At 62.7% G+C, this 26,049-nt stretch carries 20 protein-coding genes; 6 read left to right on the forward strand and 14 right to left on the reverse strand.

The annotated features are described in order from the left end of the window. Nucleotides 1-11: 11 nt before the first annotated feature. From ACR9Y2_RS08825 to ACR9Y2_RS08835, 3 genes are read right to left on the reverse strand one after another with little or no spacing between them, the layout of a single operon-like run. Nucleotides 12-1,901 (reverse strand): molybdopterin cofactor-binding domain-containing protein, encoded by a 1,890-nt coding sequence (locus ACR9Y2_RS08825; RefSeq protein WP_435040746.1) that lies wholly within the window; start codon nt 1,899-1,901, stop codon nt 12-14. Continuing rightward, nucleotides 1,894-2,370: a (2Fe-2S)-binding protein gene (locus ACR9Y2_RS08830; protein ID WP_435040747.1), complete on the reverse strand. Its 477-nt coding sequence runs from the start codon at nt 2,368-2,370 to the stop codon at nt 1,894-1,896. The genes ACR9Y2_RS08825 and ACR9Y2_RS08830 overlap by 8 nt, the downstream gene beginning before the upstream one ends. Before the next feature lie 33 nt (nt 2,371-2,403). Beyond that, nucleotides 2,404-3,723 (reverse strand): alkaline phosphatase family protein, encoded by a 1,320-nt coding sequence (locus ACR9Y2_RS08835; RefSeq protein ID WP_435040748.1) that lies wholly within the window; start codon nt 3,721-3,723, stop codon nt 2,404-2,406. 142 nt (nt 3,724-3,865) lie between these two features. Between ACR9Y2_RS08835 and ACR9Y2_RS08840 the strand changes: the two genes are divergently transcribed. Together ACR9Y2_RS08840 and ACR9Y2_RS08845 are read left to right on the forward strand one after the other, a co-directional pair. Then, nucleotides 3,866-5,239 carry an efflux RND transporter periplasmic adaptor subunit gene (locus tag ACR9Y2_RS08840; RefSeq protein ID WP_435040749.1) on the forward strand — a complete coding sequence of 458 codons (1,374 nt, stop codon included), beginning with the start codon at nt 3,866-3,868 and terminating at the stop codon, nt 5,237-5,239. Between the two features lie 30 nt (nt 5,240-5,269). After that, entirely contained in the window at nt 5,270-6,505 is a 1,236-nt protein-coding gene (locus tag ACR9Y2_RS08845; RefSeq protein ID WP_435040750.1) for an ABC transporter permease, read from the forward strand. 3 nt (nt 6,506-6,508) lie between these two features. On the opposite strand, the gene ACR9Y2_RS08850 is transcribed toward ACR9Y2_RS08845, so the two are convergent. From ACR9Y2_RS08850 to ACR9Y2_RS08885, 8 genes are all read right to left on the reverse strand, one after another. Beyond that, nucleotides 6,509-6,982: an RrF2 family transcriptional regulator gene (locus ACR9Y2_RS08850; protein WP_435040751.1), complete on the reverse strand. Its 474-nt coding sequence runs from the start codon at nt 6,980-6,982 to the stop codon at nt 6,509-6,511. A gap of 61 nt (nt 6,983-7,043) precedes the next feature. Beyond that, entirely contained in the window at nt 7,044-8,168 is a 1,125-nt protein-coding gene (locus ACR9Y2_RS08855; protein ID WP_435040752.1) for a putative sensor domain DACNV-containing protein, read from the reverse strand. 77 nt (nt 8,169-8,245) lie between these two features. Next, nucleotides 8,246-8,878: a class D sortase gene (locus ACR9Y2_RS08860; protein WP_435040753.1), complete on the reverse strand. Its 633-nt coding sequence runs from the start codon at nt 8,876-8,878 to the stop codon at nt 8,246-8,248. Continuing rightward, complete coding sequence (locus ACR9Y2_RS08865) at nt 8,875-9,846, reverse strand: VWA domain-containing protein (RefSeq protein WP_435040754.1); 972 nt, start codon at nt 9,844-9,846, stop codon at nt 8,875-8,877. The genes ACR9Y2_RS08860 and ACR9Y2_RS08865 overlap by 4 nt, the downstream gene beginning before the upstream one ends. 10 nt (nt 9,847-9,856) lie before the next feature. Next, on the reverse strand, nt 9,857-11,557 hold the full coding sequence (locus tag ACR9Y2_RS08870; RefSeq protein WP_435044840.1) for an NAD-dependent malic enzyme: 1,701 nt from the start codon (nt 11,555-11,557) through the stop codon (nt 9,857-9,859). A gap of 114 nt (nt 11,558-11,671) precedes the next feature. Beyond that, entirely contained in the window at nt 11,672-12,430 is a 759-nt protein-coding gene (locus ACR9Y2_RS08875; RefSeq protein WP_435040756.1) for a hypothetical protein, read from the reverse strand. A 291-nt stretch (nt 12,431-12,721) separates the two neighbouring features. After that, complete coding sequence (locus ACR9Y2_RS08880) at nt 12,722-12,913, reverse strand: Thivi_2564 family membrane protein (RefSeq protein WP_435040757.1); 192 nt, start codon at nt 12,911-12,913, stop codon at nt 12,722-12,724. Between the two features lie 95 nt (nt 12,914-13,008). After that, the gene (locus ACR9Y2_RS08885; protein ID WP_435040759.1) at nt 13,009-16,794 is read right to left on the reverse strand and encodes a chemotaxis protein CheB; all 3,786 of its coding nucleotides are present in this window, start codon (nt 16,792-16,794) and stop codon (nt 13,009-13,011) included. Nucleotides 16,795-17,477: 683 nt separating this feature from the next. Between ACR9Y2_RS08885 and ACR9Y2_RS08890 the strand changes: the two genes are divergently transcribed. Further along, nucleotides 17,478-19,718 carry a sigma 54-interacting transcriptional regulator gene (locus ACR9Y2_RS08890; protein WP_435040760.1) on the forward strand — a complete coding sequence of 747 codons (2,241 nt, stop codon included), beginning with the start codon at nt 17,478-17,480 and terminating at the stop codon, nt 19,716-19,718. A gap of 417 nt (nt 19,719-20,135) precedes the next feature. Here the strand turns inward: ACR9Y2_RS08890 and ACR9Y2_RS08895 are convergent, their stop codons facing one another. Both ACR9Y2_RS08895 and ACR9Y2_RS08900 read right to left on the reverse strand, forming a co-directional pair. Beyond that, on the reverse strand, nt 20,136-20,843 hold the full coding sequence (locus tag ACR9Y2_RS08895; RefSeq protein ID WP_435040761.1) for a hypothetical protein: 708 nt from the start codon (nt 20,841-20,843) through the stop codon (nt 20,136-20,138). A 472-nt stretch (nt 20,844-21,315) separates the two neighbouring features. Further along, nucleotides 21,316-21,543 (reverse strand): CsbD family protein, encoded by a 228-nt coding sequence (locus ACR9Y2_RS08900; RefSeq protein ID WP_435040762.1) that lies wholly within the window; start codon nt 21,541-21,543, stop codon nt 21,316-21,318. Nucleotides 21,544-22,049: 506 nt separating this feature from the next. Between ACR9Y2_RS08900 and ACR9Y2_RS08905 the strand changes: the two genes are divergently transcribed. Further along, nucleotides 22,050-22,820, forward strand: coding sequence for an HAD-IIB family hydrolase (locus ACR9Y2_RS08905; protein ID WP_435040763.1), 771 nt, complete (start codon nt 22,050-22,052; stop codon nt 22,818-22,820). Nucleotides 22,821-23,060: 240 nt separating this feature from the next. Then, entirely contained in the window at nt 23,061-23,855 is a 795-nt protein-coding gene (locus ACR9Y2_RS08910) for a PRC-barrel domain-containing protein (protein WP_435040764.1), read from the forward strand. Nucleotides 23,856-24,107: 252 nt separating this feature from the next. Here ACR9Y2_RS08910 and ACR9Y2_RS08915 read toward each other — a convergent pair whose 3' ends face one another. Further along, nucleotides 24,108-24,668, reverse strand: coding sequence for a general stress protein (locus ACR9Y2_RS08915; protein WP_435040766.1), 561 nt, complete (start codon nt 24,666-24,668; stop codon nt 24,108-24,110). Between the two features lie 910 nt (nt 24,669-25,578). On the opposite strand from ACR9Y2_RS08915, the gene ACR9Y2_RS08920 reads away from it, so the two are divergent. After that, on the forward strand, nt 25,579-25,920 hold the full coding sequence (locus tag ACR9Y2_RS08920; RefSeq protein ID WP_435040767.1) for a DUF2934 domain-containing protein: 342 nt from the start codon (nt 25,579-25,581) through the stop codon (nt 25,918-25,920). Nucleotides 25,921-26,049: the final 129 nt, after the last annotated feature.

The following is a 26,049-nucleotide window of genomic DNA, read 5'->3' on the forward strand; positions in this document are numbered from 1 at the left end:
GTTGCCAACGGTTAAATGGTGAGCGGCAGGGCGTGGGGACGAACGCCCGTTGCCGCGAATAACGCGTTGGCCAGTGCGGGAGCGGGCAGGGTTATGGACGACTCGCCCGCTCCGGCGGCCGGAATCTCGCGGCGGTCGATGATCTCGACGCGCAGGTCCGGCACATCCTGGAAGCGGGGGACGCGATATTGCGAGAGCCGCCGGGTCAACTGGCGGCTGTTGTCGAAGAGCAACTGCTCCCACAGCGCTCCACCCAGCCCCTGTATGATGGCGCCCTGCATCTGGTTCTTCAGATTGTCGGGATTGAGGGCCGCGCCGAAGTCCCCGACGGCGACCATGCGCACGACTCGCAGTTGCTTCGCCGCCCCTTCGGTCTCCACAAAGATCGCCAGTCGAGCGAGTTTCTCCAGATTGCAGGCGAGCCCGAAGCCGCGGCCGTTGCCGGGTTTGCGGCGGCCCCAGCCGAAGAGCGCGGCACCCTTCTCCAGAGCTTCCTTCAGGCGTGGGTCGTCCAGATTGGCGAGCCGGAACTCCAGCGGATCCTGCTTCAGCTCGTGAGCCCATTCGTCGACGTGCGATTCGCGGGCGAAGTTGTTGGCGGTGGCGGCGAGAGCTCGGTAGGAGCCCTGGCGTAGCGGCGACTCAGACCGCCAGAACTCATTGGACATGTCTGCAATGACGTAGGGCGGTTTGATGCCCGGTGCTCCGGCGTTGTAGTTGCGGAAGCGCCAGGCGGAGAGCCGGCCGGCTGCATTGACGCCGCTCTCGACATCGACCAGGGCGGCCGGTCGCGAGTAGGCGACCCAGAATTCCTCCTCGCGGGTCCAGGCCAGGCGGAGCGGCGCCTGCGCGGCCTTGGCCAGACGCGCCGCCTCGAGTTCGCATTCGCCGCGCTGTTTGCCGCCAAAGCCGCCACCGGGCATGGTGACGATGATCCGCACCTTGGACTCCGGCACGCCAAAGGCCTTGGCCAGCTCGGCGCGGACGAGGAAAGGGGCCTGTTTCCCGCAACGCACGATCAGGGTCCCGTCGCGCCACTCCGCAATGGCGGCGCGGGGTTCAAGGGCCACGTGGGCGATGGGTGGCAGCCAGTAGGTGGAATGGAGACGGCGGTCAGACTTGGACAAAGCGGCTTCGGTGTCGCCCTGTCGAATCAGGGGCGGATACCGCGTGTCCTTCACCTCCACGGGCGCGATGCTCTTCGTGCGGAAGGTCTCGCGCATTGCATCGAGGGAGGGCAGCGGTTCAGCCTTCCACTTTGCCTGCACGAGGCGGGCGGCCTCGATGGCTGTCTGACGGTCTGGCGCAACGACTCCCAGCAGATCGCCATCGCGGACAACCTGCACGCCGGGCAGGGCCCGGGCGGCTGAATCGTCGAAGGACTCGAGGCGGGCCCGGTAAGCGTCCGGACGCACGATGCAGCCATGACGCAGGTTGTCGATGCGCAGGTCCCCGCAATATTGCAGCGAGCCCGTGACGGCCGCGCGCCCGTGAAGCGGGGGTACCGATTGACCCAGGACCTTCCAGTCCTTCGGTTCCGTCAAGGGGTGACCCGCGAAGGCGGCAGCGTCCTTGCGCACGGCCGGTACGGTCTCCGGTGAGGTGAGCGAGGCCCAGGTGCCGCCGTCATCGGGGACGACGTCGGTGTCGGCCATGGTTAGGCGGATGCGCTCGACGGGCAGGCGCAGCTCTTCGGCGATGGCCTGGACCAGCAGGGTTCGCGCACCCTGGCCCATCTCGATCTTGCCCGTGAAGGCATCCACCATCCCGTCGGCAGCCATGCGCAGGCGGACGGGTGACTCGGCGCCCTGCATGGGGAGGGTGAGGAGGCTGCCGGAGCCCAGAATCCGAAGGAAGTCGCGGCGCTTGTATTCGGCCAGGAGGAGGTCTGTTTCAGCCACGGCGATCCTCCTTGCGCAGCGAGGCGACTGCACGGACGGCGGCCACGATGCGAGGATAAGTCCCGCAACGGCAGATGTGGCTTTGCAGGCCGGCGCGAATCTCAGCCTCGGAAGGGTTCGTGTGTTGGGCGAGGAACGCGACGGCCCCGGTGATCATGCCGGGCGTACAGAAGCCGCACTGAAACGCTGAGTGGTCGAGGAACGCCTGCTGGACCGGATGGAGTTTGCCGTCCACGGCCAGGCCTTCAATGGTGGTGACTTCCCGGCCCTGGGCCGAGGCAGCGGGCAGGATGCACGACTTCACGGCGCGCCCATCCAGCAGGACTGTGCAGGCCCCGCACTGGCCTTCACCGCAGCCATACTTGGTGCCCGTCAACCCGGCATGGTCGCGGATCGCGTCGAGAAGTGTCAGTTTGGGTGGGACCTGCAAGGTCCGTTCCGCACCGTTCAGCCGGAATTTTAGTTCCATGGGCGTGTCTGTCAGATTCTACGCCCAATTCACCTACTGTTTGAGGAGGTCCTGCCCCTTGGACTCCGGCAGGGAAACGCCCAGCAGGACGCCGGTCGTGGTGGCGACGTCGGCCAGATTGCCGTGCGGCAGTGGGCGGGCGGTGATGCCCGGTCCGTAAACGAGGAAGGTGCAGTCGAGTTCGGTGGGGCCGGGCAGGAAGCCGTGCATGCCGCGGGTGGCTCCGGAAGAGGTGACCCAGGCGCCGTTACGATTGCTGCCGGCGGTGAAGCCGCGGCGCATGCTGATGGCGGCGAAGGCGTGCGAGTAGGACTTGCGCTCCGCGAGTTGGGCCTTGTCCAGGATGTGCTCCACGCCCCAGCGTTCATTGGCCTGTAGGGTGGCCAGCGCCTTCATGACGATCTGCTGGGCTTCCTTGTCGTTCGGGTCTTTGGCGACGAAGGCGACGGAGCCTCCGTTGACGTGAGCCGCGACGCGCCAGTCGGAGGGCTTGTCTTCCGGTGCGGCCAGGCCCAGGCTCGACAGGAACGCCTGAGGCTGGAAGGCCTGGGAGACGGGCCAGAAGCCGTGATCACTCAGGATGACCCAGCGAGTGGAATTCTCGACACCGGCTTCCCGGACCGCGGCGCGGATCGTGCCGATGGCCTTGTCGATCTCTTCCAAAGCATGGTTGGCTTCCGGACTGCCGGGGCCGAAGCCGTGCTCCTCGTGATCGAGATCGATCAGGTGAATCAGCGTGAGGTGCGGCTTACGGGTGCGCAGGATGTAGGCTGCCTGCGCCGCGCGCAGGGCATCCGTCTGGGGTCCATCCCATGTATTCTTACCCAGCACCTTTTCCATCTCTTCATAGAGCCCCGGGGTGCTGATGGAACGCTGCAGCGGCAGGGAGTCCTCGCCGTGGAAGACGGCGTATTCCGGGATGTTGTAATCGATACGCGCGCCGACGGTCACCGGCCAGGCAATGGCCCCGACGGTCTTGCCGGCTGCCTTGGCGGCGTCCCAGAGTGTGGGCTTTCTGATGAGTTCGGAGAACCAGTACCAGGCGCCGCGAGTGCGGCCTTCGGGGTCGAACAGGTTGTTGCCCAGGATCCCGTGCTCGGATGGCTGGACCCCGGTCATCATCGTGGTGTGGCTGGGATAAGTGACCGTCGGGAAGACTCCGGTGAGCCCCGCCGATACTGCGCCTTTGTCCCGCATTTCCGTCAGGTTGGGGATCTTCAGTCCGAGTTTTGCGGAGTCCCGCAGGGTCTCTGCTTTCAGTCCGTCGACCGAGATCACAATGACGCGGCGGTCCGCCGTCTGGGCGACCAGCGCCGTGGATAACAGGGCGGCGGCCAGGAGGTTTTTCCACATAAGCTACGACTTTATCAGGACAAGATTGCATCGTTGTGACTGGCGACTAGCCCGGGAGGGCCATGCGCTTTACACTTCTTCAGGCGTAAGCCGGTCATCTCCCAGGCCCCGGCAGCGTCTGTATGAGTGGAAGGGCAACACAATGAGTCGCACAAAATCGACAGGTTGGGCCACGGTGGCGGCTGCCCTGGTGATCGCCGCCGCGGCAGGATCCTATTCGCTGATGCGGGGCCGCAACACCGAGCACTATCGGACGACGGCTATTGCGCGCGGCGACCTGCTGCAGACCGTGTCTGCCACAGGCAACCCTAACGCCGTGGTGACCGTGCAGGTGGGCACGCAGGTCTCCGGCAACATTCAGTCGTTGTACGCCGACTTCAACAGCAAGGTGACCAAGGGTGAGTTGATCGCCCGGATCGACCCCACGCTGTTCGAAGCCAGGGTACAGCAGGCACAGGCGACTCTCGACGCCTCCAAAGTGGCCGTCGTGAATGCCCAGGCGCAGATCCAGGCCCGGCAGGCGGACATCCTCACGGCCAAGGCAAATCTTGCGGCCGCCGCGGCCAACGTCTTGAAGGCCCAGGCAGCAGTGATCGACTCCAGGAGCAAGTATGAGCGCAGGCACGCCATGGAGGACGACAAGCTCTTCTCCAAGGAGGAGATCGAGACAGCCAAGGCTACGTACGACACGGCCGTTGGCAGTTTGACGGCGGCCAAGGCGCAGGAGGACGCGGCCCGGCAGGGGATTGCCTCCGCGGAATCTCAGTTGGCCGTTGCCAGGGCTGGACTCGACTCGGCCACGGCGCAGGTGCGGCAGAGTGTAGCCAATCTGGCGCAGAGCCAGGTTGATCTCGACCACACGTATATTCGCGCGCCGGTGAACGGCACAGTTGTCGCCCGGCAGGTGGATGTCGGGCAGACCGTGGCGGCCAGCCTGCAGGCGCCCATCATCTTTTTGATCGCCGAGGATCTGACAAAGATGCAGGTGGACACCAACGTCTCGGAAGCCGATATCGGCAAGGTCCAGGTCGGACAGGAGTCCACCTTCAGTGTGGACGCGTATCCGGGCCGGACCTTCCACGGCGCCGTGCGTGAGATCCGCAAGGCGCCCATCAATGTGCAGAACGTCATTACCTACGACGTGGTGATCGGCGTGAACAACGAGGATCTGAAGCTGTTCCCCGGCATGACGGCGACGGTCAAGATCGTTACGGGCCGCCGGGAAGGCGTGCTGAGAGTCCCGAATGCCGCACTGCGATTCCGCCCGGACAGCGCAGCGCCGGCAGTGGCGTCGAGACGCGGGCCCAACGCTACCGCGGTCTGGACATTGGGTGCGGAAGGAAAACCGCAGCGTGAGGCGGTGGCGACCGGCGTCACGGATGGCACGTTCACGGAAGTGACAGGTAAAGACCTAGCGGAAGGGATGCGGGTGATTGTCGCCGCCACGGGCAGCGCCGGATCCGCCTCGAAGACCTCAGCCCCGTTCGGCGGCGGCAATCGGGGGCCCAGAATCTGAACGGTTGTCCCAACCAGGGAGGGCACAGTCATGAAGAATCTACTGGAGAGCGCGCGGATGGCGCTGGCCGCCCTATCGGCCAACCGGATGCGGTCGTTGTTGACGATGCTGGGCATCATCATCGGGGTGGCCGCGGTGATCGCCATGGTCTCGGTGGGCTCCGGCGCGACGGAGAGGATCAGTGAGCAGATCGCCAGCATGGGCAGCAATCTGATCATCGTGATGCCCGGCAGCCTGACCAGCGGTGGAATGCGGATGGGCAGCGGAGCATCCCTCACGCTGACCGAGGAAGATGCGACGGCGATCGCCGCCGAGTGTCCCTCTGTATCTGTGGCGGCGCCGATGGTTCGCAGCGCCGCGCAGGTGATCTACGGCAACAATAACTGGGCAACCTCAGTGATCGGAACCGTGCCGTCCTACATGGAGGTCCGCGACCTGACCCTGGACCGCGGCGACCCCTTCACCACCCAGGACATCGACTCGTCGGCACGCGTGGCCCTGTTGGGGCAGACAGTGGTCCAGAACCTGTTTGGCGGGGCCGATCCCATAGGCCAGACATTCCGCATCAAGAACGTCCCGTTCACGGTCACGGGTGTCCTGACGCCCAAGGGGCAGAATCCGATGGGGCAGGACCAGGATGACGTGATCCTGATCCCGATCTCGACCGCGAAGAAACGGGTGCTGGGCACCAGCCAGGCGAACTCCCACTCCATCGGCAACGTTCTGGTGGAGGCGATCGGTCCGGCCCAGATGGACTCTGCCATCGAGCAGATGACACAGCTTCTGCGGCAGCGGCATCACATCCAGCCTGCGGCGGACGACGATTTTTCCGTTCGAAACCTATCCGAGGTGTTCTCGGCCCAGGAGGAATCGGCCAACGTGATGGCGATTCTATTGGGCGCGATCGCCTCGGTTTCGTTGATCGTGGGCGGCATCGGGATCATGAACATCATGCTGGTTTCAGTGACTGAGCGTACGAAGGAGATCGGCATCCGCAAGGCGATCGGTGCCCGCATGGGTGACATCCTCTCTCAATTCCTGGTGGAGGCCGTGACGCTCTCACTGGTTGGCGGAATGGCTGGGATTGTATTGGGCCTGGGCGGATCGTGGGCGATCAGCGCGATTGCGCACTGGTCCACGCAGATCAGTATCTCGGCGATCGCCCTGGCCTTTGTCTTCTCGGCGCTGGTGGGTGTCTTTTTCGGCTACTACCCGGCGCGGCAGGCGGCCCGCCTGGACCCGATTCTCGCGCTGCGCTTCGAGTAGCGGCTAGATGTAGTACATCAGTGCTTCGGCTTCGCCGGCCTGTTCGCGGGCGCCTTCCACCCGCCGGATCACGTCGGCGATGGTGGTATTGTCCAGGATGCCGGCGATGGCGTCGCGCACCTGGCGCATCACCATGCGTGTGCCGCAGGTGGCGATGTCGACGCATTCGTCGCACTTGCGGAAGGCGGTCTCACTGGCGCAGGGTAAGGGCGCGAGCGGTCCTTCGATGCTGCGGATGACTGCTCCGACGGTGATCTCCTCGGGGGATCGGGCCAGCAGATAGCCGCCGCGACGCCCTTTCCTGCTCTCCAGAAAGCCCGCGTTTTTCAGGTCGAGCAGCAGCTTCTCCAGGAACTCCAGGGGGATCACCTCCTCCTGCGCGATCTTTGCGATCAAAACCGGTCCGTTGCCGTAGTGGCGGCCCAGGGCGTACAAAGCGCGCAAGCTGTATTGGGTCTTCTTCGAGAGGTTCCGCATGTGCTGCCCGGATGCTACAACTTCAGTGTCCCACACGGGTTTCCGGGCTGGCGGAGCGAGGCTAGAGCAGGACCGATTCCACGCGCCGGGCGTGCACCATGCCGTCGCATTCAGACCACCAGAAGACCGTGAACCGGCCGTCCTGCGAGGCGACCATGGCCACGGCATCCTGTTGGTCCTGGATGAATTGCGCGGCCGAAAGGTGTCGAGTGCCGCCGAGCTGGGAGGGTTCGATCACCGAAGCGGGTGAGCCCTCGATGGGCTCGCTCAGGGTGACCTGCGCCACTGGGGAGGCGCCGCGGCGACGCATGATCTTGGCGCCAAAGGCCAGCAACTCGAAGCGGTCGTTGAGAATCGTAGCGCCGTCCACGGCTGTGAGGCCGGCAACGCTCTCGATCTTCCGCCGCAGTTCCTCAATCGGCGCGGACCCCGGGATGCTGGGCTCACCAGAGAGCACTGCCGAATAGGCTGGTGAAACCACATAGCCCGGAGGCGACAGGATGGATTCCTGCCAGGATTCCGATACGGCCGGGACCAATAGCAGCGCACCCCCGCGTTGATGAGCCCGCATGGACACGGCGAATTGGAGAAGTATGCCTGGCGCGTCCTGGGACCGGAATTGCATCTCGATGCCCAGCAGGGGCGTGAGGCGCGAAGGGCATTCCGGCAGGCTGGTCGAATTAGGATCGATCATCTTGAGCTGATCGCCCTCGATTACGGCGATGTTCACGAATTTGCCGGTCTCTTCGCCGCGCGTATATTTGATCACCATCAGGCCGGGCGCCACGACATCGAGAACCGTGGTGAGAGGCGGCAGATGGTGGGTGGCCCCCCAGGCCGTCAGGACGCCGTCTTCCTGCCAGACTCCAACATGGAGACCGGGACGGTCGACCGCGGGCGCCACCCGGGTGAGCGATTGGGGTGTGAGGATGAGGGGGGGCGCCAACAGAAGGGGGCTTGTCGTGGAGTCGGGCCGCAGGAAGGCCAGGGACACATGCGGCGCGTAACCTTCTTCCCGGCGCAGGCTCGCCCAAAAGGCGACATCAATGGCGGCCTCAAGGGTGGCGAGGTCCAAGTAGGCAGCCCGCTGTGCCGCGGGCAATTCTGAGGCTGCGAACAAGCGCTGAAACCGCTCGTGGATCCGCAGGGCAGCGGCTTTCGCCATGGGGTAAGCCGATTCAGGCATCCATCCCAGTGTCCAATAGTTGACGGGGTTGTTGTGAATAGCTCAAAACGAGCCGTCCGCCGCGGGTGATGGGTGCCCTACAGCACTCTTTCGGCCCGCACAATGAACCTGCCGGGCGCGGGACCGACGTAGTAGAACGGGTAACAGGTGACCAGGGTGAGACTCTCGCCTTCACCGGGGTCCAGGACGCCTACATCCTGTGGCTCGACCACGCGTGTGGAGGCGACACGGTAACGGAACTCGCCGGCCGGCGTGATGAGCTTGATCTCATCGTTGCGCCGGACATCGCGCAGCGGCCGGAAGAACGTATCCCGGTGACCGGAGATTCCAATGTTGCCCAACTGCCCGGGGAGCGCGGTGCCCGGGATGTGGCCCGCCGCCCGGCGCAGAGTCCGGCTGTCGACGCCTTCCGCCACAATCACCTCGAGACCGAGCCTCGAGATTTCTATCCGGCCGATGATTCCAGGCACTGCGGGCGGCGGCAACGTGTGCGTGCGGTGGAGTACCGCGGTTTGATGCGTGCCGGGCAGGCCAGCCTCCCGATCGGTCACGGCCTGCTGCAACTGGAGGCGGCCCTGACGCTGGAAGTAGAGTGCATCGGCGAGCGCGAAACTGGAGTAGCCGAGCATCGCGGCGCCTCCCGCAAACAGCAGATACTGGCTCCATTGCAGGGCAAACCTGAGGACGCGGCGTGGGGCGACGATCCTCATCTGACCGTCTCCGTTACAGCAACCGGCTGTTCGCCGCGAGCGAAATACCCGGATCGGGTACGAACAGAGAGCTTGCCGTAGGCCCTGGACTTGGCCACCACCCGAATGTTGCGGTATGCCCCATTGCGGGCGGTGTTGGTGGAGACGTAGCCGAGGGCATACTGATTGCGGATCTCGTGTGCGATCTGTTCGCAGACCGTCACTACTTCTTCGAGGTGTTCGGGGAAAAAGGCATCACCGCCAGTGGATCGGGCGAGTTGGCGCAGGACGCCGGGGTTTCGATCGGGATTGCCTTCGTCGAAGATACCGATGGTGTAGACGAGCGCATTCGCGCGTCCGGCGGTCTTCAGGATCACCGGCAGGGTGAGCCGGCTTGCGTTGTCTCCGCCATCGCTGATCACGATCAGGATCTTCTTGGCCCGCTCGCTACCCTGCAAGTGTTCGAGCCCGACGCTGAGCGCGTCGTACAAGGCGGTCTGCCCGCTGACGGGCGCTCGCAGAATCGCCGCCTCGAGTTCATCGGGCCGGTTGGTGAACCGCACAGCCGGGGGCAGGCCGAGCGTGACGTACTCGTTGAAGTTGACGACGAACAGCCCATCTTCCTGATTGCTGGAGCGGACGAAGGTCCTGGCCGCGGCGATGACCTGACTGAGTTTCTCGCGCATGCTACCGCTGTGGTCGACCACCAGTCCGACTGTCACGGGGATGTCCTCGCGGCGAAAGAGCCTGATGGCTTGGGGGACTCCATCCTCGTAGACCAGGAAGTCCTGCTGGCGGAGATCGGGCGCGAACCGGCCCTCGTGATCGCGCACTGTTGCCTGCAGCACCACGAGATCCACATCCACCGAGATGCGATAGGGATCCGGGGCCTGGGCGCGTTCCAGCGTGGCGCAGCACACGAGCAGGACGAATAGGGCGGCAAACGTCCGGCTATGCGAGCGTCCCGGGGCAGCGATGGCGTACTTCATTGAATCGCGCTCAACTAGCCTGGATCCGGCGATACTCCGGTTGCCACATGGCGTCCTGCACCTGCTGGACGATGTCGTCGAACTTCACGCCGGCCAGGTGCTCGACCACCGCCGCTTCGGCCACCGCCACGGCAACCGTGGCTGAGACGCTGCGCAGGTCGTCGATGTGGGGGAGCAGGGGCGAGCCCTGCTGGCGCACGGTCACGAGGCTGGAAACAGCGCTCGCCGCGGCCATGAACATACCATCGCTGATCCTGCTGGATTGCGAGACGATCGCGCCAAGGGCCAAGCCTGGGTAGAGCATGGCGTTGTTCACCTGGGCCACGACGTACGTCACGCCTTTATAAGTGACTGGCGAGAACGAGCCGCCGGTGGCGATGAGCGCCCGGCCACCCGTCCATGCGATCAGGTCGGCCGGTTTCGCTTCGGCTCGATTCCTGGGGGTTGAGAGCACGAAGATGATGGGCCGTTCACAATGAGTGGCCATCTCCTTAACGATCGCTTCTGTGAATGCGCCCATGGAGGCGGAGGCGCCGATCAACATGGTTGGCTGCACGCGGCGGATCACCTCGGCCAGGCCGATCCCCACACCATCGTCTCTCTTCCAGTTCTTTCCCTCGGCTGCCGGACGCGCATAGACCATCTGGTGACCGCCCAACTGATCGCTCATGCCGGTGGTGAGCAGCCCCTGGCGGTCGACGCACCAGAACCGGTTGGCCGCTTCTTCCTTGGAGAGGCCCTCGCGCATCATGGCATTGCGGATCTGATCGGCCACGCCGATTCCGGCTGTACCTGCTCCAAAGATGACAACCCGCTGGGTGCGGAGGGGTGCGCCGCAGGCGCGGACGGCGGAGATGGCGGCGGCCAGCGTGATGGCTCCGGTGCCCTGCATATCGTCGTTGAACGTACAAATGTGTTCACGATAGCGCTCCAGGATGCGGCGCCCATTGGCGGGCGCGAAGTCCTCCCACTGCAGCAATGCATTGGGATAGCGCTTCTTCACCGCGTTCACATAGGCTTCAATGAACTCATCGTAGCGGGGACCGCGAATGCGGGCGTGCCGGTTGCCGATGTAGGTGGGATCGTCGCGGAGGTTCTCGCGATTGGTGCCGACATCGAGCATTACCGGGATCACCCTGGTGGGGTCGATGCCGCCGGCAGCCGTGTAAATGGCCAGTTTGCCGATGGACACCTCGATCCCGCCAACACCCCAATCGCCGATGCCCAGGATCTGCTCAGCATCGGTTGCGAGAATCAGGTCGATATCGGCGGGCAAGGCGCCCAGATTGGCGAATGCCTCTTCGATTCCGTCGATGTGGTCGATGGAGAGGTAGACGCCGCGCGGCGGACGGCACTCATGGTGATACTGCTCCATGGCGATGCCGACGGTGAGGTCGTTGACGATGGGGATCATCTCCCGCAGGTGCTCAGAGAACAGCTTATAGAACAGCACCTCGTTGCGATCGTGGAGGGCCGTGAGGAAGGTATTCTTGCTGAGGGCATCCGCCAGGCCGTCGTACTGGATATAGGCTCGCTTTACCTGTGCTTCCAGCGTGCTGATTTCCGGAGGCAGCAGGCCGATCAGGCCCAGCGCCCTGCGTTCTTCGGCCGAGAAGGCGGTCCCCTTGTTGAGCATAGGGGAGGTGAGGACCGCCAAGCCGCGGGCCTTGGTCTCGTAGCAGCCGTCTCTGTTCCGGCGGTGCTTCGTCATTGGCGAGAGCTGCGGAACTACTCGGTGTCGCATGCTGGAGTCTCCTTATTTCGTTCCGCGGCTCCTCGCGCAGCGTGCTCGTGGAGGCACGCCGCGCGACGGATCGGGGCATTCCTACTGAAGCCGTTTGGCCGCTGCCCTGGCTGCGACCGCCCCGCCCAACGCGACCATACCCAGCAATACACTCAACGGCAACTCGCCAGCGGTGGCCGGAAGTGCCGGCTCAGACGCGGCGGAGGCCGGAGCCTGCGAGGAGGCAACCAGCGTCTCGGTGGCGGGAGGAGGCGTAACCACCTGGGCCAATGTCACTTCCTCGCCGGTGGGTTGAATGGCCATCACAGGCGCGCGCTTGAGTTCCACAACCAGCGGCGCCTCCGCCAGTTTGGTGGGCTCAGCCACTTCGACGGGGAGTTCCGCCGGAGTGAAGAGGACGGGCGTATTCGTGGCCTTGGCCAAGGCGATGGCCTTGGACTTGGGATAGACGAATTCCTCGCCCCAGTTCATTCCCGGGTAGAACCAGGCGCGCAGTGCTTCCGGTTCGCCGGCGGGCCGTTCCCTGAAGGTGACAACGGTCTTGTCGGTTGACTTGAGGCGGTAGTTCGGGATGGCCAGGATCGTGGCGTAGATGGTCGTCTCGTCCTTATTGAAGATCTGGACGATGTGACGGTCGCTCTGCGAATCGACGATCTTGAATACATAAGTCCCGGCAGGCAGGACTCCCCAGCCAGCAAGATGGACACCTGGGATCTCGACTGGACCACTGAAAGTCATCACGGTCTTTTTATTCCATGCGTCCGCGCTTGCGACCGGCGTCATGACCGCGCTGAGCAGCGCGATGCAGGAAACCGTTGTGAATGCACTCAATCGATACATATACTTCCTTTGCTTCGAACTTCCTGATCTGCAATTCGCCATTGAGATTGGTTCTGTGCAGAGCCAGGCGGATTGGCTCCGCACTGCCCTAAAAGCAACCAATGGGCCGTCCGCCCTAAATCGCGGTAAAGCCATCCATGCCTACGTCCCGAGAGGCTCGCGGACCAGAAGAATGAACGTCCAGGTGACCCAGCGCCGTCAGGTGACCACATGCAGTCAGGCGGATTGAGGGGGCTACCGGGGACGCAGATCCTCCAGGCGGCTGGAAATATACCCAAGGGGGACTGCTGCTTATCGCGAGAGGCGGTAGGTGCTCACGTTGGTCCACAGACCCGCCGACCGCAACAACCAGACGCAAACGCAGACGACTACGAAGACATTCAAGATTGTTTTAATGCTGGAAGCCATGGGGATGTAGCGGTTGATGAGATAGAGGCCCAGGCCGACCACAATCAGCGCGATGACGAGACTCAAGAGTGGCATATGCAAGTACTCCTGGGATCCCCTGGAGCAATCGCCCGCCCACTCCCGGGCGGCGAGTGAGGAGCGAGCACGGGTCGAAGTGCGGAAGGCAGCGACTACCGGCCGACGGCTCTTGTGCCGGAGTCCAGCACGAGACGTACTTTCTGCGCCAGGGAGATGGGGCTGAACGGTTTCTGGAGGAAGGCGGCGCCCTTCTGAACCCCTGCCTTCAGGATGACGTCCTGTGTGTGGCCGGACAGGAACAGGACCTTGAGGTGTGGCCACAGCAGGATTGCGCCTTCCGCGAGTTCCCGGCCACCGAGTTCCGGCATGACAACATCGGTCACCAGAAGATCAATGTGGCCTTCGTGTGCCCTGCAGAACTCCAATCCCTGTACTCCATTGCCGGCCTCGAAAATCACATAACCAAGCGACTCCAGCACTTTCCTGGCGAGGACGCGGACCATTTCCTCGTCCTCCACCAGCAGGATCGTCTCGGAGCCCTGGGGCGCACTGGAGAGACTGAGAACCGGTGTTGAACCCGATTCGACCTGCGAGGCGACTGCAGGTAGCAGGATTGTGAACGTGGTCTTTACCCCGAGTTCCGACTCGCAGTGAATGGCGCCTCCACTCTGTTCGACGATGCCCTGGACGGTAGCGAGTCCGAGACCGGTGCCCTTGCCGGTGGCCTTGGTAGTAAAGAACGGCTCGAAGATGTGCGCGCGAACATCCGAATCGAATCCGACGCCCGTATCGTGCACAGTCAGCGCGACGTAGGGCCCCGCTGGGAGGAAGTGCCTGGTTGCCTCTGCCTCGGAGAGGAGGATGTTGGCCGTCTCGATGGTGAGCGTGCCGCCGTCCGGCATGGCGTCGCGGGCATTCAGGGCAAGATTCATGACAGCCCGGCCGATCTCGCCGGGGTCCGCGCGAACATGGCGAAGATTGGTGTCGCAGAGCATCCTGACCTGAATATCCTCGCCGACAAGGCGGCGGAGCATTCTGTCAAAATCCCTCACGATGAGATTCAAGTCCAATATTTTGGGCTGCAGAACCTGACGACGGCTGAACGAGAGCAACTGCTGGGTGAGAGCGGCTGCGCGGTCGCCGGCAGACCTGATCTCACTGACCTGCTGGACCAGACCTTCCTGGCCCGCCAATGATCCTTTCAGAAGTTCGCTATAACCGATGATGGTCGTCAGCAGATTGTTGAAATCGTGAGCGATGCCGCCGGCCAGGCGGCCGACCGCCTCCATCTTCTGGGATTGGCGGAGGTGCTCCTCGGCATTGCTGAGGGCGAGCTGGACCAGTTTGCGTTCCGTGACATCATCCACTGCCAGCAGGATCAACCCGATGTGGCTGATGCAGCACCCCCCGAGGACAAGGCTCCGGCGCCCGGCCCTGGGGAACTCCTGTTCCAGTTCCAGGTCAATGAACGGGGTGCTGCTGCGCAGCAGGGAACCGAGCGAGTTACGGACCACGGGCAGGTCCCAACTGCCGCCGGCGAGCGAGTACAGAGAATGCCCCTCCGCCTCCTGGGGAGACAACTGGAAGGTGCGATAGAAGGCCTGGTTCGCCATTTTGATGTGGAGGTCCGTATCCAGGACAAGCAGGGGCTGCCGGACCGTCTCGACGATCGACATGGCGAAGTCGCGCGCCTGTGCGAGGGCCAGGTTCTTGGCCTGCAACTCATCATTGACCGTGATGAGCTCTTCATTGGTGGACTGCAACTCTTCTTTTGCGGTCTCGAGTTCTTCGTTGAGGCTCTGCAGTTCTTCGTTGGCGGAGAGTGCCTCTTCGGTGGTGGTCTGAATCTCTTCGCGGGTTGACTGGTAGGTTTCGATGGCCGAGAGAAAGCGCTCCTTGGCCTCGGCCAACTGTTGCTGCAGGCGCAAAATCTGGCGGTCGCGGGCCTGGCTGTCCGGGCTGCTTTCCTCCAGTTGACCACCGTGCGGCAAGGATTCCGCCGCGGGCTCAAAGAGGACCAGGGTCGATCGACGGCGCTCTGATTCCAGGGGTAGGACTTCGACAGTCAGATCGGTCGCAACTCCGTGGTGCTCAAAGCGCAAGTGCTCCCGCCGGGCTGGTTCTCCCGTTGCCAAGGCTTCCTGGATCAGCTTTTCCACCTCAAGGAACAGGCTGGTGTCAGGGATCAACTTGATCAGGTTGAAACTGACCTTGCCGGCCGGCAGGGAGAGGAAGGGACTGGTCCGGCCCCGGATCTCCAGCACCTCCAGGTCCTGATCGACGACGACGCCGGCGGGACTGTAGCGCGACAAGAGAACCCGATCGACCTCCTGCCGCAATTCCGTGGCAGTCCACGAACCGGTTGCAGACGCGCCTGGCGGGCGACCACCCGGCGTCATCCTGCGGACTCCGGGAATGCCCACCGGGAAGGGGTGCGATCTCAGGGTGGTGGCGCGCCTGGCAAAGATGCGATGGTCACCGTCCGCCACCGTAAAGAGGTCTCCGGTCGCGGCTGCCTCCGATGAGCCCAACAGCAGGAAGCCGGATGGCTTCAGGGCATAGTGAAACACTGGCAGAAGATCCCGCTGAACCCCGCCCAGGTAGATGAGAACGTTCCGGCAGCTGATGAGGTCGAGTTTCGAGAACGGCGGATCGTCGAGCAGATTGTGCCGTGTGAAGACGCACATCTCGCGGAGTTCCTTATTGACGCGGAAGCCGCCTTCGACGGAGGTGAAGTTCCGGTCCAGCCGTTCCTGAGTCATATCGGCAGCGACACTGTCCGGATATTTGCCGGCTCGAGCCTTGGCAATGGCCTCAGTACTGATGTCGGAAGCGAAGATCTGCACTGGAAAGGCCGTCCCGGTTTCCAGGAAATACTCATGGAGGAGGATCGCGATGGAGTACGCTTCTTCTCCGGAAGCGCAACCAGCCACCCAGATGCGGACGGGGTCGTCGGCTCGCCGGTCCTGACAGAGCAGGGGAAAGACAATCGTCTTGAGGCTCTCAAAGGAATCCAAATCGCGAAAGAACGAAGTCACGCCGATGAGTAAATCCCGCTGGAGAGCGATGAGTTCGGCAGGGTCCTGCTTCAGCCGCTCCCGGTATTCATCCAGGTTGCTGATGTTGCGAAGTGCAAGACGGCGCAGAATGCGGCGCCTGACCATCTTCTCGCGGTACAGAGAAAAATCGATTCCAGAGGCGGCCTTCAGCGCGGCGAGGATTCTATCGAACCCGGCTTCGTCGCCGCCTTGCGGCGATTCCAGCCGTGCGCGCGAGCTCCCGGTAATGTATTTGTGACGGCTGACGCGGGCCAGTTCCGCGGCGATCTGCTCCGGCGGAAGCACGAAATCGACACAACCCGTGGCAATGGCGGCCTGCGGCATCATGGCGAACCGGGCACTAGCTTCATCCTGGGCAAAGGTGAGGCCACCAGCTGCTTTCACAGCCTCCACGCCGGCTGCCCCATCCGCACCGGTGCCCGACAGGATGACAGCGATTGCGCCATTGCCGCAATCCAGGGCGAGGGACCGGAGAAAGCCATCGATGGGCATATGCGAGCCCGGCGCCTGGGTGCGCGCGGACAGCCTGAGCGTCCCATTTGCGATGGTGAGGTCCACGTTCGCGGGAATGACGTAAACATGGTCTGCTTCGACAGGCACTCCGTCTTCGGCATCGCTCACCGGTATCGCCGTGCAGCGCGACAGGATCTGCGCGAGCATGCTTTGGTGACTTGGCTCGAGGTGTTGAACGAAGACGACAGCCAGCCCTGTATCGACGGGCAGTTCGGTGAGAAGGCGCTTAAAGACGTCGAGCCCACCAGCCGAAGCGCCGATGCCGACTACAGGGATTGCACCTCCCGGGGTGCCGCCGGCTGCCGGCTGAGCGAGCAGATGGGTCTCCCCGGGCGGGCCGGGCGGGAAATCACCAGGGTTCTCCATGGCTTCCATATCACCCTTTCAAGAAGTGCCTGCGTCTCGATGCTTAACGGTACTGTACGGTTTCATGGCGCGCCACGCTACCTTATTTTTTTGACGGCGAAGTATTTCTGGCGCTTCCACCAATTTGGGTTTACTTCGGGGCGGCCCTGCATTATGTGTGCGACCAACCTGACTGAACAACGAACCTGGAATACCCGGTTAATGCCGGCTCACTCGGTATGATTCTCATCATAGACTCGAGGGTGAGAAGTTTATCAGATACCATTCTGGCTACCAATTTAATAGAAAAAATAGAAAAAATTCTCAGAGGAATGAGGGGAGCACCGTGGAGCGCCAGTGTGGCAGGGCCAGCGTTCCAGGGCGGAGGGAGTGGCGAAGCCGTCGCGGGCGTATTGGGATGAGCATGTCGACGTGATTGGTTGGAGCACCAGGCGGCCTGACGGTTCTGTTTTCTTGACATTACAGTGAAGTATCTTTCGAGCTCGTGCCTGACGCCAACCGAAGGGCCGGATGAAGGAGCGGATTCAGACCTTCTCGGATATTCAGCTCGCGCCGCAAGGTCTGCCGGGACGGTCAGTTTAGAACAGAAGATACCAGTGCAATTCAATAGCCAATCCCCGCATTGGCCCGAGTGACGAAATGCGGTCATATTTGCGGCTCAGGAATCATAAATAGGTGTTAACATGCATACGCGGTGCCGTATCTGGCATCCGACTGTTTTCGAGATCCTCTCGGCTTCCACCGATTTCCTCTCCTACGCGGCCGCTGGCTGCCGTGATCGACGGCGGAAAGGGGAACCCACCACGCGTTCCACTGCTTTGGGATCAAAAACGGCCGACTGGCTCGTGGAGAACGGGCCAAAAGAGCTCGAACTCCTCTTCAGGGCAATTGTTTATCATCCATCCGCACCAATTCTGCTCACTGATGACAAAGGTTATTCGAGAGATGCGAGCTCCGGTGTCGGCCGGATCCTTGGCATTCCACGCGCAAAGATCGTGGGCCACCGCATCGACGAGTTTGCGCTGCCGGACTCGAAGCCGCAGGTTTCTGAAATCTTCGCCGCTCTCGACGGCCAGGGCGAATTGGAAGGATCGCTGGGATTATTGGGTTCGAATGGTGCACCGAAGCACGTCGCCTATACAGCGAAGGCGAATGTCCTGCCAGTGCGCCATTTGCTGGTGCTGCACGAGAAGGCCGAGGACAACGCGGAAGCGGACGTTGCGGATGCAGCAGTGGACGCCCCGCCTCCGTGGGTGAAAGATTTTGCTCTATTCCTGCTCGACACAACCGGAATGATTGCCGCCTGGTACGCAGGGGCGGAGCGCATCTATGGATTCCCGGCTGGTGCGGTTATCGGCGAGCATGTATCGTCGCTATACCCGCAGGAGCCGGCGATGCGCGGCGAGGTGGAGCAGAAGCTGACGAGGGCTGTCACGGAGGGGCATCTGGCCAGCGAAGGTTGGCACGTGAAGAGCGATGGGACCAGATTCTGGGCCAACGTGATCACGATGGCCTTGCGGCAGGATGATGGAACGCTGCACGGGTTTGCCAGCATCGTGCGGGATTTCAGTGGCCGGCACGAGCAGGATGAGAAGCTGCGCCGCAGGCGGGCCAAGACGCGGCTAAGTCCGCTGCAATCGACCATTGCGGGGGTGGTTTCTGGTGAGTTCGACCAGATTCCCGAAGCCAATGACACATTCCTGGCGCTGGTGGGCTACAGCCGCGATGATCTGCAATCAGGCCTGCTGCACTGGCCGGGATTGACGCCGCCGGAGTTTGCTCCGCTGGATGAGCTCGCCCATGAGGAAGGTTTGAGGTTTGGCGCCTGCACTCCCTATGAGAAGGAACTGCTGAGCAAAGACGGGAGGCGCATTCCCGTGCTGGTGGCGACAGCGGTGCTCAAGCTTTCTCCCTTTCGATGGATCTCCTTTGTGCAGGATCTGCGGGAGCGTGACCGGCGGGAGAGTGTGGAGGAGGTGGAAACCTCCCCGAAGGAAGATTTCGGAGAGATTGTAGGCACCAGCGCGGCACTGAGGCGCGTCCAGAGCCAGGTTGAGGTGGTTGCACCGACAGACGCGAACGTGTTGATTCTGGGCGAAACGGGCACCGGCAAAGAGTTGGTTGCCCGGGCGATCCATCGGATCAGTCCGCGCAGGAATCTGCCCTTTATCACGCTGAACTGCGCGGCGATTCCCACGGGGCTGCTGGAGAGCGAGTTATTCGGGTATGAGCGCGGAGCCTTCACGGGCGCGCTGTCGCAGAAGATCGGCCGTTTTGAGATGGCGCATCGCGGGACGTTGTTCCTGGATGAAGTGGGTGACATCCCATTGGATCTGCAGCCTAAACTGCTGCGCGCGTTGCAGGAGAAGTCGTTTGAGCGTTTGGGCGGCACCAAGACAATCCCCATCGACGTCCGCCTGGTGGCCGCGACCAACCGGAACCTGACGCAGATGATGGGCGACAAGCTGTTTCGCAGCGACCTCTACTACCGCCTGAGGGTCTTTCCCATCGCCACTCCGCCCCTGCGCGATCATCCTGAGGACATTCCGACCCTGGCCCGGCACTTCACGGTGAAGTATGCCAAGAAGATGGGGCGGACGATCGACAAGATTCCCTCGGAGACCATGAATCTGCTCATCAGTTACCAATGGCCCGGCAATGTGAGGGAGTTGGAGAACTTCATCGAGAGGTCGGTAATTCTCACGAGCGGACCGAGTCTCCGCGCTCCCCTGGTGGAGCTGCAACTGGATCAGGCGCCGTTCGCCGGCAATGTGACACTCGAGCAAGTGGAGCGGGAGCACATCATCCGGATTTTTCGGGAATGCGGTGGGGTCGTCACCACGACCGCCACGCGCCTGGGGCTGCACCGGACGACGCTGAACGCCATCATGCGGAAGCTCGGCATCTCGCGCAAGGACCTGTGACCAAATATGGTCAGTTGACCTGTGGTGGCCGCTCGCCGTGCAGCGGTTGCGTAAAGGGACAGCCCACAATCAGGAACCGGAGCATGCGCAGATGCAGCACCGGGCCGCGAGCAGGTGATCCGTCCCGCCCTGTGGAGAGTACGCCACATTGGGTGGATCTGCCGTCGCTGGAAGCGCTGCTCCCAACAGTAAGCGACAGACCCACCCGCCCGGAACCACCCCAGCGCAGCGAGGCGCCGGGTAGCCGTGCGAGGTGAAGTCAATATTCAAATGTCAAAGAACACGCCCGGCCACCAGTAGGCCGTGATCCGGGGCTGTTGTCGAAGAATGGGCTGTGCTTGAGGGCGCCGTCAGGCGGCTGGACTCGTCAGCGGCTTCGTTTCGTCGAAGGGCGGCTACGGTGCCTGGTGGTGATGCTCAGAGGCCTGCGACGTCGAAGTTCCGGTTGGGGAGGCCGTCCGGGCCGACCAGGTTGGCTTCGTTTCGCGGAACGCGAACCGGCCGGAGATCGGCGATGGGGTCCTGGTTGTCCGGGTGGTTGGAATCGACGCCGGTGGTGAGGTACTCGAGGGCTCTACGCGGGTGGCCATACCCTTCATAGAAGAAGAGTTCTTCGGTGTTCTTGGTCAGCCGGGTGACTTCGGCCAGGGGGACGTTCTCGCGAATGCCCTTGACGACGTCGGGGTGCTGTTGGCCGAGGGCGGCGCGTTCGGTTTGTAGTTTGCTGAGTTCCCTGATGGCACGATAGAGGCCGCGTTCGAGATCGCGACGGTAGCGGGCGTAGCGGTCGAGTTTGGCGGCGTGGGGATCGGTTTCGGCCAATGGGTCCGTTTCGGCGAGGATGAGCGATTCGAAGTATTCGATGCGGCGCAGGTTCCAGGTGTGGGAGAGGATGCGGTGGAAGATCTCCTCTTCGAGGCAGCCGAAGGGCCGGGTGTCGAGGCGCAGTGTGGCCTGGAGGGCGTCGAACTCGGCGCGGTCCTCGGGCGTGATGTCGAGGTTGCGGGCGGTGAAGCCGTGGCTGCGGGCGTTCTGGGCAGCGCGGGCCTTGCCGACGGGGGACACGGGTCCTGTTGAGTGTTTCGCGTTCGCCTGGTTGGCGGTGATCTGAGCAACGGTCGCCATGATGTCAATCTCCCTATAAATGAAAATGGCCGGCTTGGTGGCCGGCGCGATTCCAGGGTAACGGGTGGGGTCAAGGGAAAGAGGCTGTTGCGGGGAGGGTCGTGTTGAAAAGAAACCAAATAAAGAGTTTCGGATCCTGTGACTGAATAAACCTTAATGCGGAAATTGAGGGAGAAGTGGGGCGTGAGAGCGGTCTCCTGCCTTTCTGAAGGCGCATTGAGGGCTGACGGCTGGACGGAGGGGGTGGGCCTGCGAGTCAGCCGGGCACGCCGCCGCAGCCGGCCCGGGCGAACTGCCAGGGAGGCAGCCCACCCGTCGCCATTCTGGAGCGTGAGACACAACGCCACGGGCAAGCTGCTCCAGCAGGCCCGAGGGGTTCGATCGGGGAGGGCTCTCGACTTTGTCCCGGATCGACACCAGCCGGCCGTCACCGATGCTGACTGAGGCCGGGTCCTATTTGAAGTTCACCTGCTTATTGGGGGAAGCGTGAACTGTATGCTGCTTTGTGGCTGGCTTCGAAGTCCTTGAGTTGGGTTTCGGCTTCATCCTTGGCCACGCCATAGCGTTCCTGGAGCTTGCCCAGCATTTCGTCTCTCCGCCCGGCAGCCACTTCCAAATCGTCGTCGGTGAGCTTGCCCCACCGCTGCAGAATGGTGCCTTTGAACTGCTTCCAGTTGCCTGCGAGGATATCGTTGTTCATGTGTATGCTCCTGTTGGTTGTTTTCTCGCTTGGGATTCACCCAACGCTACTGGTTGTGAGGCAGTTCGGTGGCCGTCGTGAGCGGCAGTAGGAACTAGAGGTTTCCGTGGACGAATGGGTACGGGCGCCGGGCGGGCCGGATGATGGCGCCAGATTGAGCCGCGGCTGCGGTAGAGGCCTATAGCGCCTGCCGGCGCCGCGATGACGAGAGCTGGTGCCGGTCCCGGACCGGATGCGCGCCGTTGTTTCGCGACCGGTCGTCACATTCCCGGTGCAAGTCCAGGAGATGTTTGCCGATTGTGCACCTGGGCCCAGCCTGACCTTTGAGTGTCAATCGACCGTCCACCGTCAGTGCGGCGGGTGCCGGCTTTAGGGATACGGGAGATCCTGTGACGTGGTGGGCATTCGGGCTGGTGGGGTAGGCTGGTTTTCAGTGGCGGACAGCGTGCTGGAACTGGCCACCACAGCCGCGCTGGACGAATGAACAGGAAATCGTACAACAAAAAATGAAGAAGCTCATCGTGTTTGACCTGGATGGTACGTTGGCGGAGAGCAAATCGTCGCTCGATTCCGAGATGGCGGACCTGCTGCAGGAGCTTCTCGGCATTGTCCGAGTGGCTGTGATCTCCGGAGGAGACTGGCCGCAGTTTGAAAAACAACTGCTTGCCCGGCTGCCCGAGGATGCGAGCCTGGCCAACCTCTCGCTGCTGCCTACCTGTGGCACGAAGTTTTTTCAGTACAAAGGCGGCTGGGAGAAGCTCTATTCAGAAGACTTCACCACGGACGAGAAAGCCAAGATTATCGCTTCCCTCAACCAGGCGGTGCTCGAATCGGGTTTCGGGGCCGAGAGGGTCTGGGGCGAGGTGGTAGAGGATCGCGAAAGCCAGATCACGTTCTCCGCTTTAGGCCAGCAGGCTCCGCTGGAGGAGAAACACAAGTGGGACCCGGACTTCGCCAAGAGGCATCAGATCAAGACAATCCTCGACCGGCTGATTCCTCACTTCTCCGTGCGGCTGGGCGGCTCGACCTCTGTGGACGTCACCCGCCAAGGCATAGATAAGGCATACGGAATCAGGAAGTTGCGAGACGTGCTCGGCGTTGCCATCGACGAGATGGTCTTTGTCGGTGATGCTTTGTTTCCGGGCGGGAACGACTATCCAGCGCAGGAGGCCGGGGTCGTTTCGATTTGCGTCCGCGATCCGCACGAGACCAAACGGGTGATCCAGATGTGCATGGCCTGCCTGTCTGACAAGCGCCGATTGGCACTGTGCTCATGAGCTGACGGCGAAATGCAGCCTTGAATTGCCGGGCCGTGGCTGAGTGGTGGAGCCCCGCCGCGGGCTTCCTTCCAGCGCCGAAGTTGGCCCCTGATGTGCACTCAATGTCATTGAGCCGGACGCGATAGCCGAGAAGCGCCCGTGGCGATTGGCACGGAAGCGTCGGGAGTTGCCGGTGAGCGGTTCGCGGCCGTTCCAGCGTTCGTCACAACAAGCCCCGGGAGGGGTACATCGATGCTCATGAACACGAAGAGTCTGAAGGGCCTGGTTGTCCGGGCCAGCGACGGGGAACTGGGTACCGTCGAGAAGCTCTATTTTGATGACGACACGTGGGGCATCCGGTACCTCACGGTGGCAACGGGCGGCTGGCTGGGCGGGAGAGAGGTACTCATTTCCCCGATCTCGATTACGGCCGCGGACTGGCAGGCGCAGCGACTGGATGTAGTGCTGACGATGAAGCAGGTGGAGGACAGTCCGGCTATCGATACACACGAGCCGGTTTCGAGGCAGCACGAGGCGGCTTATCTTGGCTATTACGGGTATCCGGACTATTGGGGCGGCCCTCACCTCTGGGGCCCCTCCTTCTATCCGGCCGGCCTGGCGCTGCCGACGGGTGCTGCCATCCAGGCGGTGGCGGAGCGGATCAGCAAGGAGCCGATGGATTCGCACCTGCGCTGTACCGAGGCGCTGGAAGGGTACACCATCGATGCGGTGGATGGCGGCATCGGCCACGTCGCCGGCTTTGTATTCGACGATTACGCCTGGGCGATCCGCTATGTCGAGGTGGCAACCCGGCTGTGGTTACCGGGCAAGAAAGTGCTCTTCTCGCCGGGCTGGGTGCAGCGTGTCAGTTGGCCGGAGTCGAAGTTCGTGGTCGGCCTAACCAAGGAGACTATTCAGGAAGCTCCCGCGTATGTGGAGTCGATGCCGGTCACCCGGGAGTATGAGAATCAGCTCTACATTCACTACGGGCGGCCGCCGTACTGGCTGTTCGAAGGGGACCACCGGCCCGCCTTCTCGTACGACAACGTTTGAATTGGGGTGGCGAGTGCTTGCACGCCCTTGCACGAGGCCAGGCCGGACAAACCGCGGCCGGCCTCGTCTGCCGCGCAGTTCGTACCCGGCTGGCAATGGATGGCGCTTACGGTGGGATTCAGGATGATTTTGGAGAGGGGAGGGCCGGGCAGGGCTTCCTGATGCAGGGGATCGCGTGGTTGGGCATCGAAGGATGAAAGAGCGTGGCGACCGGAGCCCGGCAGTCCTGCACCGCCGGGCTCCGGATGGGGTTTAAAGTTGGGCCGCTGCCGCGCGGGCTTCCTTATAGTCCGCACTGGCTTCTCCAGTGGAGGAGATGTCCTGGGCACCTGACTGCTTCAGCAGATCGCGCGCCCGCGCGATCTCGTCGGACGAATCGCAATGGACGGACAGGAGGACGCCGCCGGACCGGATATGGCCTTCGTAGCGCTTCGCTTCATACTCCGGAATGCCCATGCCAACGAGGGCTCCGATGAAGCCTCCGACCGCTCCACCGGCTCCCAGGCCGGCGAGTGCGCTGAGAATTGGTCCGGCGGCGATGAGCGGCCCGACCCCTGGGATGGCGAGTGCGCCGAAGCCGGCGAGTAAGCCCAGCACGCCACCGATGGCTCCGCCGGTGGCGACACCGGCCGTGGTGCCTTCCGGAGCCTTTGTGTTCTTCTCATGCGCAAAGTCTTTGGTGCCTTGATTGTCGGGGAGCAGGACTGAGATGTCGTCGTTGGTGAAGCCGCCCTTCAGCAACCGGTCCACACTCTGTTCGGCTTGAACTCTGGACTGGAAAATACCAAACACTGCGGTCATCTTACTTGCCATGATTTTGTCCTTTTCTGCAACTTGGAATGAAGCCGTGGATACTGCGTTCGTCGAGGCCGCGGTGTCAGCTGCACTGCTAACCGGATGGGGCCATTTTGAATGTTCACGGGGAGCGTGGAGGGTATTGGATTGATCTTCCGCGGCACTGCAGAGCCCCATGAATGCCGTCGATGGGGAATGGGCTTGTTGCCAGGCAGGCTCCGATCCTTGGCGTGCGTCCGCCGCAGTTTGCCGGATTGTTGATGGGTCAAACTGCCGCTATGGATCCAAGGCTGGTGTTGACTGCGATTGCCTGGACGGAAAACCGTGCCGCTGGTGTGCGCGGCCGGGCCTTGGGGGCTCCCTTCCAAGGGTGTGCCCGGACAGAGGGACAGCCACATAGCCGCTGCGATCGCGGTTACTCCCGAGAACTGGAAGAGAGCCATGCACCTTCCAAGTGCACGCCGGGGTCCAGGGATTCGGGGGGCGAGTCCCCTCTTCGATCCGAGGAGGGCACAGGGAGCGAATGGGCGGTGATTGTGTGCCACCAGGCTGGGCACCGGGACTTCCTCTCCAGCCGTAAGCCGCCGAGCGCGGCGCACATGAGTGACACTGTCGCGCCCGCTGTCCGCGGGACAGGGCAATTGAACACAGTGCGTCCCGTTCCACGCAGCATGGCAACCTGAGCGATTTGAGGTGGAAGCGGGGGCGGCAGCCGTGTGAAGTCGCCGGGTGGTGCAGCCTTGGGTGATCGCGCGGGGTGATCGCGCGCGGTCACCTGACCACATATTGCCGACGATCCCGGCCGTTCAGTGATCTGCCCACCCTGGCGAGGCTGGCCTTCCAGGATGAAAACATCGGAGCGATGGGGATTCCCGGAGATTGAAAGCAGGGTGGAGGCAATGGCGCCCGGCGTGCGGCGTGGTTCCGTATGAACGAAGCCAGACAGATTGCCCAGGAGCGGAGGAACCATGCCTCGCAAGCGCACCTTAACGGCACGGAGCATCATGGGAGCGGGGACCACCTGAGCGGACATGAGAGTTCCCGGCAAGCGCTGGAGCACGTCAACCCGACCTACCTGCAGGCGCAGGCGGAGAATCAGAAAACGTGGGGCGAGCCAGGATTGTACGAGGGCACTCCGGAGCCAAAAGAAGAAGAGATCGCTGCCTACGCTTATGAGCTTTGGCAGTTGAGATCGTGCCAGGAGGGATCGCCGGATAAAGACTGGTACTGCGCCGTGGAGGTTCTGCGGGCGCGGACTCGAGCTCATTAGCCGAGTGAGGAGCAAGCCGCGGAGCGCAGTGGTGCGGGTTTGACCCGGAACCCCGCTGGCATCCGGCTGCCCAGGATGCAAATTGCCCTGCCCTGGGCCGCGGTCGCAGCCCGCCACTGCGAGCCGCGG

Origin of the sequence: Paludibaculum fermentans (assembly GCF_051172195.1) — a bacterium.
Classification (GTDB): Bacteria; Acidobacteriota; Terriglobia; order Bryobacterales; family Bryobacteraceae; genus Paludibaculum; species Paludibaculum fermentans_A.